General features: G+C 70.9%; 10 protein-coding genes and 1 riboswitch. Of the genes, 6 read left to right on the top strand and 4 right to left on the bottom strand.

Going from position 1 to position 12,551, the window contains the following annotated elements:
- Positions 1–24: 24 nt before the first annotated feature.
- Positions 25–155, bottom strand: a riboswitch (FMN riboswitch).
- Between the two features lie 119 nt (positions 156–274).
- Complete coding sequence (locus QSK26_RS35840; protein WP_285779784.1) at positions 275–1,123, bottom strand: oxygenase MpaB family protein; 849 nt, start codon at positions 1,121–1,123, stop codon at positions 275–277.
- Between the two features lie 354 nt (positions 1,124–1,477).
- On the opposite strand from QSK26_RS35840, the gene QSK26_RS35835 reads away from it, so the two are divergent.
- From QSK26_RS35835 to QSK26_RS35815, 5 genes are all read left to right on the top strand, one after another.
- Positions 1,478–2,485 carry an ABC transporter permease gene (locus QSK26_RS35835; protein ID WP_285779783.1) on the top strand — a complete coding sequence of 336 codons (1,008 nt, stop codon included), beginning with the start codon at positions 1,478–1,480 and terminating at the stop codon, positions 2,483–2,485.
- 11 nt (positions 2,486–2,496) lie between these two features.
- The gene (locus tag QSK26_RS35830) at positions 2,497–4,284 is read left to right on the top strand and encodes an ABC transporter substrate-binding protein (RefSeq protein ID WP_285779782.1); all 1,788 of its coding nucleotides are present in this window, start codon (positions 2,497–2,499) and stop codon (positions 4,282–4,284) included.
- Between the two features lie 160 nt (positions 4,285–4,444).
- Positions 4,445–5,422: an ABC transporter permease gene (locus QSK26_RS35825; protein WP_285779781.1), complete on the top strand. Its 978-nt coding sequence runs from the start codon at positions 4,445–4,447 to the stop codon at positions 5,420–5,422.
- Positions 5,423–5,432: 10 nt separating this feature from the next.
- The gene (locus QSK26_RS35820) at positions 5,433–6,455 is read left to right on the top strand and encodes an ABC transporter ATP-binding protein (RefSeq protein ID WP_285779780.1); all 1,023 of its coding nucleotides are present in this window, start codon (positions 5,433–5,435) and stop codon (positions 6,453–6,455) included.
- Positions 6,452–7,486, top strand: a complete 1,035-nt coding sequence (locus QSK26_RS35815) for an ABC transporter ATP-binding protein (RefSeq protein ID WP_285779779.1) — start codon at positions 6,452–6,454, stop codon at positions 7,484–7,486. Before QSK26_RS35820 ends, QSK26_RS35815 begins: the two co-directional genes overlap by 4 nt.
- A 167-nt stretch (positions 7,487–7,653) precedes the next feature.
- Here QSK26_RS35815 and rpe read toward each other — a convergent pair whose 3' ends face one another.
- On the bottom strand, positions 7,654–8,316 hold the full coding sequence (gene rpe / locus QSK26_RS35810; RefSeq protein ID WP_285779778.1) for a ribulose-phosphate 3-epimerase: 663 nt from the start codon (positions 8,314–8,316) through the stop codon (positions 7,654–7,656).
- 284 nt (positions 8,317–8,600) lie between these two features.
- Positions 8,601–9,764, bottom strand: coding sequence for a phosphatase PAP2 family protein (locus QSK26_RS35805; protein ID WP_285779777.1), 1,164 nt, complete (start codon positions 9,762–9,764; stop codon positions 8,601–8,603).
- A 674-nt stretch (positions 9,765–10,438) separates the two neighbouring features.
- Between QSK26_RS35805 and QSK26_RS35800 the strand changes: the two genes are divergently transcribed.
- A complete protein-coding gene (locus QSK26_RS35800; RefSeq protein ID WP_285779776.1) occupies positions 10,439–11,032 on the top strand; it encodes a chorismate mutase in 594 nt (197 codons plus the stop codon).
- Between the two features lie 123 nt (positions 11,033–11,155).
- Here the strand turns inward: QSK26_RS35800 and QSK26_RS35795 are convergent, their stop codons facing one another.
- On the bottom strand, positions 11,156–12,550 hold the full coding sequence (locus QSK26_RS35795; protein ID WP_285779775.1) for an RsmB/NOP family class I SAM-dependent RNA methyltransferase: 1,395 nt from the start codon (positions 12,548–12,550) through the stop codon (positions 11,156–11,158).
- Position 12,551 lies beyond the last annotated feature (1 nt).

The raw sequence follows: 12,551 nt of genomic DNA, 5'->3' as shown, positions 1-12,551 counted from the left end.
CCGACGCCGTGAGACGCCTGCCGCCCGCGTGCTGCCTCCCATCCGGACTCTCACCGTCGGTCCCGGAATTTCACCGGATCAACCGGCCGATGGATTCGGCCGGGTCGCGGACTTTCACCGCCGGTTCGGAATTTCACCGACCCCGGAGCACGCTTGCTCTGCTGCCAGTCTGCCACGCCGTCCCGGGCCGCGCGCGACCGGCCTGTCCCGCCCGCCCTTGTACAGGCGACCCCCGGACGGCCCTCAGAGGGGCCGGGAGGAGGTCATGGGGCGGTCACGAGGCGGCCATGAGGCGTCTGGCCCTGCGCGCGTCGGGCGAGTACCTGAGCCGCGCGGGCAGCAGGGCGAGGCCGCGGTGGAAGGTCTTCAGCGTGGCGCTCGCCCACAGGTCGTCGATCGGGGTGGCCGGCACGCCGTACATCCTGCGCGCCCAGCGGGGCAGCGAGGCGAACGCGAGTCCCATGATCAGCGGGAAGACCGGGCGCAGCGGCGTGAGTTGGAGCGGCAGCGGCGGGTTGACCGCGAGGCGCACCGGGTGGACCGCCTCGGGCACGAAGTAGAGATCGGGCCGCCGGGCCTCGATGTAGTCGCGCATCTCCGCGACCGAGCCGGGGACGCTCGCCGGGTCCAGCCCGACGACCCCGGCCGCGGCCCGCCACTCGGCGACGAACCTGTCGGCCTCCGCGCCGGTGAGGCGCACGCCCGCGCGCCGGGCCACCGACAGGTAGGAGTCCACCTCGCCGACGTGCACCCACCGCAGCGCGTCGGGGTCGTCGAGGCGGTAGCGCTCACCGGTGTCGGGGTCGTACGCGGTGAGCGCGGCGTGGATCCGCCTGACCCGCTCCCCCGCCCTGGCCACCTCGGCGCTCGTGCCGTAGGTGCGCACCCGGACGAACTCGGTGGTGCGGGAGAAACGCGCCCACGCCTCTCCGGCGTCCATGAGCGCGGAGTTCTGGATCACGCCGCGCATCGCCCTGGGGTGCAGCCCCTGCATGAGCAGCGCGCGGAAGCCGCCCACGAGGAGGATCGGCTCCCCCATCACCCGCCAGGTGACCGACCCCGGCCCGAACAGCCCGTGGTCAGGCTCGCGCTCGTGCACGCCCCGGCCTGTGTCCTGGTCCATCGCCGCCTCCGCTCAAGACCCGTTCAGGCGAGAGGCTACCCCGGCCGGCCCCGCGCACACAGGGGCCCAAAAGGCGGCGGCGCATAATTCCAGATCAATGTCCGGGGCGTGTCATGACCGTGTCACAAAACCGTGAAATTCAATTCTTGAGGGTGGTTATATTCCACCACAGGACCCCCCTACCAGGTCAATGGAACGAGAGGCACAACCTGGTCTACTTTCCACAACAAACACCTGATCCAAAAAAATCATGGTTCAGGGGATTGAATTAGGTCAACAGGTTTTGCAAAGGTTCCTCCTGGCCGGGAGCCGAAACACCCGGCGCCGTTCTTGGGGGCCCTCTATACGATGACCATGCCTGTACCAGCCGCGTCCGACACCTCGGTGGACCCCGGCGCGGACCAGAAGGCGCATACGCCCGAGACCGTCGGGCGTTCGCCCGGGCGGTTGATGTGGCTCAGATTCCGGCGTGACCGCGTCGGCGTGATCTCCGCCGTCGTCGTCATCCTGTTCTTTCTCGTCGGGATCTTCGCCCCGCTCATCTCGGCGGCCTACGGAAACGATCCGTACACGCAGTACGGCCAGGAGACGCCGGGCCTGCTCAACGATTTCGGGTATCCGATCCTGCCGAACGGCGGCATCAGCGACCAGTTCTGGTTCGGCCTGGAACCCGGTCTCGGCCGCGACGTGTTCATGATGCTCGTCTACGGCATCAGGACCTCGCTGCTGATCGCGGCGGCCGCCACCCTGCTGACCGCGTTGATCGGCGTCGTCGTGGGCATCACGGCGGGCTACGCGGGCGGGAAGACCGACTACCTGATCGGCCGGATCATCGACATCCTGCTGTCGTTCCCCTCCACGCTGTTCTTCATCGCGTTCATGCCCGTGGTGGAGTCGCTCTTCGTCTCCCCCGAGGAGGAGACCCCCACCTGGCTGCGCGCGGTCTCGCTGATCACCGTGCTCACCCTGTTCGGGTGGGCCACGATCGCCCGCCTGCTGCGCGGGCAGGTGCTCTCGCTGCGGGAGCGGGAGTTCGTGGAGGCCGCCCGGGTGAGCGGCGCGTCGCCGGCGCGGATCGTCTTCAAGGAGCTGCTGCCGAACCTCTGGACGCCGATCATCATCCAGTCGACGCTGCTGCTCCCCGCGTTCGTCACGGCCGAGGCGGGACTGTCCTTCCTCGGTGTCGGCATCGTCGAGCCCACCCCCGACTGGGGGCGGATGATCCAGCGCGGTGCCGAGGTCTACCGCGACGACATCACGTTTCTCATCTTCCCGGGAGTGGCGATGGTGATCTTCGTGCTCGCCTTCAACCTGCTCGGGGATTCGGTCCGGGACGCGCTCGATCCCAAGACCCGTAGATAAGGAAGGAAGTCATGACATCTCCGAGGAAGCGGGCCGCGGCAACCGTCGCGCTCTTCGCGGCGGGCGCGCTGGCGCTCTCCGCCTGCGCGTCGGGTGGCGGCGGGGGCGGCGCAGCCGCTCCCTCCGGGGCCGCGGCACCCACCCCGACCCAGGACACGCAGGCGGTCAGCAAGATCACGGTGGGTACCGCGCAGGACTCCACCGGCCCCGCCGCCCCGGAGCCGGGAGCCACCAAGGGCGGCACGGTCAACATGATCGACCGGGACGACTTCTCCCACCTCGACCCGGCCCGGGTCTACCTGAACTACAACTCCAGCGCCTCCAAGCTGTTCACCCGTCAGCTCACCGAGTTCAAGACGGCCCCCGACGGCTCCCTCAAGCTCGTCGGCGACCTCGCCACCGACCCGGGCAGCACCGACGACAACGGCAAGACCTGGAAGTTCGTCCTCAAGGACGGCATCAAGTGGCAGGACGGCTCGGCGATCACCTCGGCCGACGTCAAGCACTCCTTCGAGCGGCTCTTCGCGTCGTTCACGCCGGAGGGCCCGCCCTACGCCGAGCAGTGGCTGCTGCCCGAGGGTGAGAAGTACACCGGCCCGTACGAGGGCAAGCATCTGGACACGATCGAGGCGGTGGACGACAAGACCATCGTGTTCCACCTGAACTCGGCGCACACCGACTTCAACTTCACCGTGGCCATGACCGGCTTCGGCATCGTGCCGGAGAAGCACGACACGAAGGAGAAGTACGACAAGATGCCGTACTCCTCCGGTCCGTACAAGATCGTGAGCCACGTCACGGACAAGTCGCTGGACCTGGAGCGGAACGAGTTCTGGGACCCGGCGACGGACCCGATCCGGAACGCCTACCCGGACAAGTGGCACATGGAGTTCGGTGTCCAGTCGCTCCAGTCGACGGACCGGTTCATCGCCGACAACGGCACCGACAAGAACACCATGACCTTCCACAACCCGGTGGCGCCCGAGCGGCTCCAGCAGGTCGTGAACGATCCCGAGCTGATGAAGCGGACGGTCCGGGGCCTCACCCCGTTCACCACCTTCTTCAACATCAACACCAGCCGGATCAAGGACGTCAAGGTCCGCCAGGCGATCATCAAGGCGTTCCCGATGCAGCAGGAGCGCCAGCTGCAGGGCGGCGAGATCGGCTACGGCAAGTACGCCACCACGATCATGAGCCCGACCGTCCTCGGCTACGAGCCCTTCGACCTGTACGGCAAGCTCGCCAAGCCGCAGGGCGACCCGGAGGCGGCCAAGCAGCTGCTCACCGAGGCGGGCCAGCCGAACCCGACGATCGTCTACGCCTACAACCAGACCCCGGTCCAGGAGAAGGTCGCCGTCGCGATCAAGACGGGCCTGGAGAAGGCCGGCTTCAAGGTGGTCACCAAGCCGCTCAACTCCACCACGTACTACGACGCGATCGGTCACGTGGACAACCCGTACGACCTGTACTGGGGCGGCTGGGCGGCCGACTGGCCCACCGGCTACACCGCGCTCGCGCCGACCTACGACGGCCGGCAGATCGCCGACCAGGCGCCGAACTACTCGCACCTGAACGTGCCGGAGATCAACGACGCCATCGACAAGGCCGCCGCGATCACCGACCCGGTCGAGGCGGGCAAGGCGTGGGCCGCCGTGGACAGGCAGATCATGGAGCAGGCCCCGATCGTGCCCGAGGCCTACCAGACCTACTTCGGCCTGTACGGCTCCGGTCTGGGCGGGGTGAAGTTCGACATCGTGACGGGCGAGCAGTCTCCGACGGACGTCTACGTCAAGCAGTGACCGTTCCGCCCGCGGACATCCGTACCGCGCGGTGACCGTCCGCCACGCGGAGGCGCGCGCCACCCGTGACCGCCCCCCGCAGGACACCCGCGTCACCCAGTGAAACCCGCCGTGGCGGGCCGGTCGCGAGACCCGCCCGCCACGGCCCACCGGAGAGCCCATGTACCGCTTCCTGATCCGCAGGATCCTCGGCGCCGTGGTGATCTTGCTGATCATCAGCGCCGTCACGTTCTTCTTGTTCTTCGCGATCCCCCGTGACCCGGCCAGGCTCGCGTGCGGCAAGCTCTGCACGCCGGAGAGCCTTGAGATCGTCCGTCACAACATGGGCATCGACGAGCCGGTCTTCCTGCAGTACTGGCACTGGCTGACCGCCATCTTCACCGGGCGCGACTTCACCTACGGGCACTGCGACGCCCCCTGCCTGGGCTACTCGTTCGTCAACCAGGAGCCGATCTTCAACGCGATCGTCGACCGCTTCCCGACGACGCTGTCGCTGACGATCGGGGCGGCGGTCGTGTTCCTGTTCTTCGGCGTCGGCGCGGGCATGGTGGCCGCGGCGCGGCAGGGCCGGGCGCTGGACAAGATCGCGAGTTCGGCGTCGCTGCTCGGCGCGTCGATGCAGATCTACTTCGTCGGCGTGCTGGCCACCTGGATTCTGGTCGATCAGACCCAGATCCTCCAACGACCGACATATCACGACTTCACCGCTAATCCGGTGGCGTGGGCCAGTGGCCTCCTGCTCCCCTGGCTGGTGTTGTCGATCATCTTCACCGCCAACTACACCAGGATGACCCGGTCGTCCATGGTCGAGCAGCTCAGCGAGGACTACGTGCGCACCGCGCGCGCCAAGGGCATGTCCACCCGGACCGTCTTCCTGCGCTTCGCCTGGCGCGGCTCGATGGGGCCCATCGTGACGATCTTCGGCGTGGACCTCGGCGTGCTGCTCGGCGGCGCGATCATCACCGAGCAGACCTTCAGCCTGCACGGCATCGGCGAGCTGTCCATCAAGGCCGTGGAGAACCAGGACCTGCCGATGCTGCTCGGCGTCGTGCTCGTCTCCGCCACCGCCATCGTGCTGTTCAACATCGTCGTCGACGCCGTCTACGCCTTCATCGACCCGCGCGTGCGGCTGAACTAGGAGCCTTCCGTTGACCACCCCGTTCCTGTCGGTCCGCGATCTGACCGTCGACTTCCACACCGAGGACGGTGTCGTCCACGCGGTGGACGGGCTCTCCTTCGACGTGGAGAAGGGGACCACGCTCGGCATCGTGGGCGAGTCCGGATCCGGCAAGTCGGTGACCAACCTCGCCATCCTCGGCCTGCACAATCCCGCGCACAGCCGGATCACCGGGGAGATCACCCTCGACGGGGACGAACTCGTCCGGGCGCCCAAGTCCCAGTTGGAGCGGCTCAGGGGCAACAAGGTCGCGATGATCTTCCAGGATCCGCTCACCTCGCTCTCGCCGTACCACTCGGTGGGCCGCCAGATCGGTGAGACGTTCCGCAAGCACACCGGAGCGAGCCGCAAGGAGGCGCGGGACCGCGCGGTGGAGATGCTGCGCAGGGTCGGCATCCCGCACGCGCAGACCCGGGTGGACGACTACCCGCACCAGTTCTCCGGCGGCATGCGGCAGCGCGTGATGATCGCGATGGCCCTGGTCTGCGACCCGGACCTGCTCATCGCCGACGAGCCGACCACCGCGCTCGACGTGACCGTCCAGGCGCAGATCATCGACCTGCTCAAGGACCTCCAGCAGCAGTTCGGCACCGCGATCATCCTGATCACGCACGACCTCGGCGTGGTGGCCGGCGCCGCCCACGAGGTGCTGGTGATGTACGCCGGCCGGGCGGTGGAGCGCGGCACGGTGCGCGAGGTGCTCGGCAGCCCGCGCCACCCCTACACCTGGGGGCTGCTGTCCTCCATGCCGCGGCTGCACGCGCCGGTCGACGTGCCGCTCGTCCCGGTGCGCGGCACCCCGCCCAGCCTGATCAACGTCCCGCCGGGCTGCCCGTTCCACCCGCGCTGCGACTTCCAGGCGCTGGCCGGCCCCGACATGTGCCGCGGCGAACGCCCCGAACTCTCCCCGCACCGCGGCCACGGCGACGCCTGCTACCTGACCCCGGCCCAGAAGCAGGACATCTTCATCGAGCAGATCAAGGAACACCTATGAGCGAGCCCCTGCTGGAGATGTCAGGGCTGACCAAGCACTTCCCCATCATGGGCGGCCTGATCGTCAAGCGCCAGGTCGCGCAGGTGCACGCCGTGGACGGCGTGGACCTGACCGTGCACGCGGGTGAGAGCGTCGGGCTGGTCGGCGAGTCCGGCTGCGGCAAGTCCACCACCGGACGGCTGGCCGCCCGGCTGCTCGAACCGACGGCGGGCACGGTCCGCTACCGGGGCAGGGACATCGCGCACTCCTCGCGCCGGGAACTCAAGCCCATCCGGCCCGAGATCCAGATGATCTTCCAGGATCCCTACTCGTCGCTCAACCCCCGCCAGACGGTGGGCGGCATCATCCGCGGGCCGATGGAGGTCAACGGCATCGCGCCGCCCGGCGGCAGGAACGCCCGGGTGCGCGAGCTGCTGGAGATCGTCGGGCTCAACCCCGAGCACTACAACCGCTTCCCGCACGAGTTCTCCGGCGGTCAGCGGCAGCGCATCGGCATCGCCCGCGCGCTCGCCCTGGAACCCAAGCTGATCATCGCCGACGAGCCGGTGTCCGCGCTGGACGTCTCCATCCAGGCCCAGGTGGTGAACCTGCTCCAGGCGCTGCAACGGGATCTCGGCATCGCGTTCCTGTTCATCGCGCACGACCTGGCCATCGTGCGGCACTTCTCGCAGCGGGTCGCCGTGATGTACCTCGGCAAGATCGTCGAGGTGGCGGACCGGGACTCCCTCTACGAGCGTCCCCGGCACCCGTACACGCACGCGCTGCTGTCCGCGGTGCCCGAGGCCGACGTGACGGCCGAGCCGCGCGAGCGGATCCGGCTGGCCGGCGACGTGCCCTCGCCGATCGACCCGCCGTCGGGCTGCCGCTTCCGCACCCGGTGCTGGAAGGCGCAGGACAGGTGCGCGACGGAGGAGCCCCCGCTGGTACGCCTCCAGGGCAACCGGGACGGCCACCTGACCGCCTGCCACTTCCCCGAGGACCCCACCTCACACGGCGGCAACGTCATCCTCGACCCCGCCCTCCAGCACTGACCCCGGCCCCGGCACCCCCTGCCGTCCAGCACTTCCCGGGCCCGGCATCCCCGCCCTCCCGCACTGACCCCGGACCCGACGCCCCCGCCCTCCCGCACTGACCCCGGACGCGGCGAGCCCGGACCCGGGAAACCCTCGGGGCCGGGCTCGCGGACTTCCCCGGCCGGTCAGCGCGCGGCGCGCTCGGCGAGGTCGCGCAGGTTCTGTACGGCGGCGGCCGGGTCGTCCGCGCCGTAGACCGCGCTGCCCGCGACGAACACGTCGGCCCCGGCCTCGGCGCAGCGCTCGATCGTCTCCGCCGAGACCCCGCCGTCCACCTGCAACCACACCTGCCCGCCGTGCGCGGCGATCAGCGAACGCGCCCTGCGCACCTTCGGCAGCACCACGTCGAGGAACCGCTGCCCGCCGAAGCCCGGCTCGACGGTCATCAGCAGCAGCATGTCGATCTCACCGAGCAGGTCCTCGTAGGGCTCGACCGCGGTGGCGGGGTTCAACGCGAACCCGGCCCGCGCGCCCGCCGCCCGGATCTGCCGCAACGTGCGCACCGGTGCCTTGGCGGCCTCCGCGTGCACGGTCACACTGCCGGCCCCCGCCTCCGCGTAGGCGGGCGCCCACCGGTCCGGGTCCTCGATCATGAGGTGGCAGTCGACGGGCGTGGAGGTGGCCTTGAGCAGCGCCTCCACGACCGGCAGCCCGAGGGTCAGGTTGGGGACGAAGTGGTTGTCCATGACGTCCACGTGCAACCAGTCGGCATTGTGCACCACCGCCGCCTCCTCGGCGAGCCGGGCGAAGTCGGCGGACAGGATGCTGGGCGAGATCTGTACGGCCATATGCGCAGATTCTAGTTCCCCGCCATCCCCTGTCCCCGCCAGGTACACCCCCCTCACCCGTTCTTTAACCTGCCCACCTTCCCGGCACTCCCCCCACCGTTCCCAATGGTCTCCCTCCCACCTTCCCGGCACTCCCTCCCACCGTTTCCCGCGGCGTCTCTCACGGCCTCGCGTGGCCGCCGGTGTCCTTCACGACCACGCGTGGCCGCCGGTGTCCTTCACGACCACGCGCGGTCGCCGGTGTCCTTCACGATTCGCGCGGTCGCCGGTGGCGGCGGCGTCTTTCAGCTTGGGTGGCCGTCGGTGGCGGGCGCGTCCTGTCGCGAGGCGAGGCCGAGGCGGAGGAAGAGCAGCGGCGCGCCCAGTACGACCCAGCCCGCCACCAGCGCGTACCGCAGCGTGACGCCCGCCACCGAGCCTCCGGCGACGGCGGCGACCTGCCAGATGGCCACCGCGATGACCACGCCGAGCAGCCAGCGCAGCACCCGCGCCGGGACAGTCCCCGCGGCGGAGAACCAGCCCAGCCGTCTCATGACCGACGCCCCGGCCAGCGCGCCGAACAGCGCACCGGACAGGCCGGCCACGCGTTCCATGCTGTCCGGATGGGCGGCACCCCCGGCCCGCCAGGACGCGGGCAGGGTCCAGCCCTCGTCGAGCAACAGCGCCAGCCCGCCGGCGCCCAGCATCGCACCAGCAGGGACCGCGGCCAGCAGCACCTGGAGCGCGAGCGCCCGGCGGTGCCACCACGCCGTGAGCCGCCCGGCCAGCGCCACGTACAGCCCCAGGACGAGCAGCCCCAGCACCAGCCCTCCGACGACGTCGGAGAAGAAGTGCACCCCCAGGTACACCCGCGAAACGCTCACCAGGACCACGGCCACCACAGCCGCCCACCACCACCCCGCCCCCGCGACCCCCCGCCCCCGAAACGGCCCAGCCGCGACCCCCCGCCCCCGGGACCGCGTCCCCTCGGACTCCCGCGCCCCAGGCAGTGCCCCCGCCGACTCCCGCGGCCCGGGCAGCGTCCCCACGGACTCCTGCGACCCGGGCGACGTCCCTGCACGCTCCTGCCGTGGGCTAGGTGTGCCGGTCAGGGCGACGCCGGTGGCCACGACGGCGGTCTGCGCGTGGCCCGAGGGCAGCCCGAAAGACCCCTCGGCGGACATGGGACGCACCCGGGCGTCCACCCACGCCGGACGCGGGGCATGAAAGACCAGTTTGGCCACGGCGTTGACACCGGCCGAGACGAGCACGGCCAGGGTCACCCGGATCCCGGCCCGGGGACTCACACACCAGTAGACGGTCGCCAGCATGACAAGGACGACCCCGTCCCCGCCGAGCACCGACGCGAGCCACAGCAGCGGCCCGATCAGTTCCAGCGCCTGCTGCAGACCGACGATCGGCCCGATCTCGGCACGGTGCAACCCCTCCAGCAGGTCGGCGAACCCCACAGACACCCCTTCGGCCCACTAACCCCATCATTCGCTCCCACCCCCACGCTATCCGCCCCCCGGCAACCCCCAAGCCACCCCAAAGCCACCCCACGTCCACACCCCCGCTACCCCTCAGCCACCCACTGTCCCCCAGAAACCCAAGCCATCCCCTCCGTCACCACAAGCGATGAAGCGGGTACACCTGGTGACACCACCATCCGCCCACATCGCCCCGACCGCATCAGGCCCCCACGCCCCCGCCCCGGTCCGTCACCCCCAAGCCCAGCAGCACCTGCCATCCGCATTCCGAGCCGCCACCCACCGTTCCGTCACCAGCATCGGCAGTCCCCCGTTCCACCGTCCCCGCCCCCGTCCCCCATCCCGCTGTCCGCTGTCCGCTGTCCGCTGTCCGCTGTCCGCCAAGCCTCGTGCGAACCACTGAAGGAGACGCACCGATGCCACGGCCCCCATCCCTCTCCCGTGCTCCGAACCCCGCCGCAGGCTCCGCAGAAAGCTCCCGTTTCGGCCTGCTGGCGACTCCCGCGCTCGCCGTCGTGATCGCGTTCGGCCTCCCTTCCACAACCCCCGCGGCGCCCCGCACGACGGCGGCCGGCTCAACGGTGACCCCCGCGACGACGACCCGCCCTGCGGTGACCGCCCAGACAACGACCGGCCCTGCGGTGATCCGCTTGGTGACCGATCCTGTGGTGGTCCCCGTGACGGTGGCCGCTGCGGGGGGTGGGCTGCTGCGGGCGTTGGCCGGGTTGTCGGCGGATCGGCTCGCGACGGCGCGGGTGGTGGCGGCGGCCAAGTGGGAGTCGGGTGGGCCGATCGACGATCCCGGGCGTGAGCGTGAGGTGCTGGCGTCGGTTCGCGCGCTGGCCGCCCGGAGCGGCGCCGATCCGGAGGCGGTCGTACGCGTCCTCCGGGATCAGATCGAGGCGCACAAGACCGTGCAGCGGGCGCTGCACCGGCACTGGCGGGCGCACCCCCGGCAGGCTCCCGCCCACGCTCCCGACCTCGCGGGTGCCCGGCAGGAGATCGACCGCGTCAACGAGGACCTCGTACGGCTCATCGCCCGCTCGGCGGGCACCCGCGCCGCCCCGTCCTGCCCGTCGGCCCTAGCCGTAGCGGTACGGCGAACCGCCCGGTCACGCCACCTGGACCCCTTGCACACCCGAGCCCTCACCCGCGCCGTCCGCTCGCTGTGCACCCCCGGCCCCCTCACAACGACGACGCCCGATCAGCATCACGGAACCGCGCACGCGAACCACCACAACACGTGAGTCACCACAACACGTGAACGACCCGTCGCCGGAGGACGATGTCGCCCGCGATCCACACAGGCGGCGCGCCCTGTCAGGCGACGCGCCCTGTCAGGAGAGGCCCCCTGTCAGGAGGGGGGTGACTCAGGACGGGAGGCGTCTCAGGAGGGCGAGGAACATTGCGTCGGTGTGGTGGCGGTGGGGCCAGAACTGAGCGTGGGGGCCGTCCCCGAGGCCGGTGGCTTCGGGGAGGAGGGCGCGGGCGTCCAGTGGGGTGACGTCGTCGCGGCGGGCGAGGGTGGCGGCGACGACCGCGCCGGTCTCGTCCAGGTGCGGGGAGCACGTCACGTAGGCGACGACGCCGCCCGGTCGTACGGAGTCGATCGCGGAGTCGAGCAGGCGGGACTGGAGGGCGGCGAGTTCGGGGACGCTGGCGGGGTCGCGCCGCCAGCGGGCCTCGGGGCGGCGGCGCAGGGCGCCGAGTCCTGTGCAGGGGGCGTCGAGCATCACCCGGTCGAAGGTCCCCGGCCGCCAGGCGGGCGAGATGCCGTCGGCGGTGATGACGCCGGCGTCGCCGACCGTGCGCCGGACCAGCCGGGCGCGGTGGAACTGCAGGTCGGCGGCGAGCAGGCGGGCTCCGCGCTCGCCGGCGATCGCGTCGAGCAGGCCGGCCTTGCCGCCGGGCCCGGCGCACATGTCGAGCCACCGCGCGTCGGGGCCGTCGAGCGGCGCCCTGGTCAGGGCGAGCGCCACCATCTGGCTCGCCTCGTCCTGCACGGCGGCGCGGGTCTGTGCGACCGCTTCGACGGAGGCGGGATCGCCCTCCGGCAGGTAGGCGGCGTAGGGCGAGTAGGAGGCGGGCTCCCCGCCTGCCTCAATGAGCTCCTCGACGGTGGACCGGCCGGGACGGGCGACCAGTGTGACCCGCGGGCGCTCGTTGTCGGCGTCGAGCAGCCGGGCCGTCTCCTCGGCGTCGCCGCCGAGCGCGTCGAGCAGCGCGGAGACGATCCAGCGCGGATGGCTGTGCGCGACCGCGAGGTTGCCGACGAGGTCCTTCTCCGGGTCGGGCGCGACGATCGGCAGCCAGTCGGCGAGCGAGCGGGTGGAGACCCGGCGCAGCACGGCGTTCGCATAGCGGGAGGGGCCGATGCCGATGCGCAGCCGTACCAGGTCGACGGTGGTGCCGACCGCGGCGTGCGGCGGGACGCGGGTCTTGAGGAGCTGGTGGACGCCGATCCTGACGGCGTCGAGCAGCGGCGGGTCGAGGTCCTCCGGCGGGCGGTCGCTGCACGCGGCGATGATCTCGTCGTAGGTGCCCAGGCCGCGCAGCGTGCCGTAGGCGAGCTCGGTGGCCAGCCCGGCGTCACGCCCGGCGAGCCGCCGCTCCCTGATCAGGTGCGGCAGCAGCAGGTTGGCGTAGGCGTCGCGCTCGTCCACCGCGCGCAGCACGTCGTAGGCGGTGTTACGCGCCTCGTCGCGCACCGGGCGGCGCGGACGGGGACGGCCCGCGCCGCGGCCCCGGTTTCCCTGTTGCGTCATT

The organism is Microtetraspora sp. NBRC 13810 (assembly GCF_030268685.1).
Classification (GTDB): Bacteria; Actinomycetota; Actinomycetes; order Streptosporangiales; family Streptosporangiaceae; genus BSRQ01.
Note: the sequence above shows the minus strand (reverse complement) of the source record. Positions and strands in the feature narration are given on the sequence as shown.

Bases quoted from the DNA above. Each gene is read 5' to 3' on its own strand.
- QSK26_RS35840 (WP_285779784.1), bottom strand. From the start codon at position 1,123: ATGGACCAGGACACAGGCCGGGGCGTGCACGAGCGCGAGCCTGACCAC.
- QSK26_RS35835 (WP_285779783.1), top strand. From the start codon at position 1,478: ATGCCTGTACCAGCCGCGTCCGACACCTCGGTGGACCCCGGCGCGGAC.
- QSK26_RS35830 (WP_285779782.1), top strand. From the start codon at position 2,497: ATGACATCTCCGAGGAAGCGGGCCGCGGCAACCGTCGCGCTCTTCGCG.
- QSK26_RS35825 (WP_285779781.1), top strand. From the start codon at position 4,445: ATGTACCGCTTCCTGATCCGCAGGATCCTCGGCGCCGTGGTGATCTTG.
- QSK26_RS35815 (WP_285779779.1), top strand. From the start codon at position 6,452: ATGAGCGAGCCCCTGCTGGAGATGTCAGGGCTGACCAAGCACTTCCCC.
- rpe (WP_285779778.1), bottom strand. From the start codon at position 8,316: ATGGCCGTACAGATCTCGCCCAGCATCCTGTCCGCCGACTTCGCCCGG.
- QSK26_RS35795 (WP_285779775.1), bottom strand. From the start codon at position 12,550: ATGACGCAACAGGGAAACCGGGGCCGCGGCGCGGGCCGTCCCCGTCCG.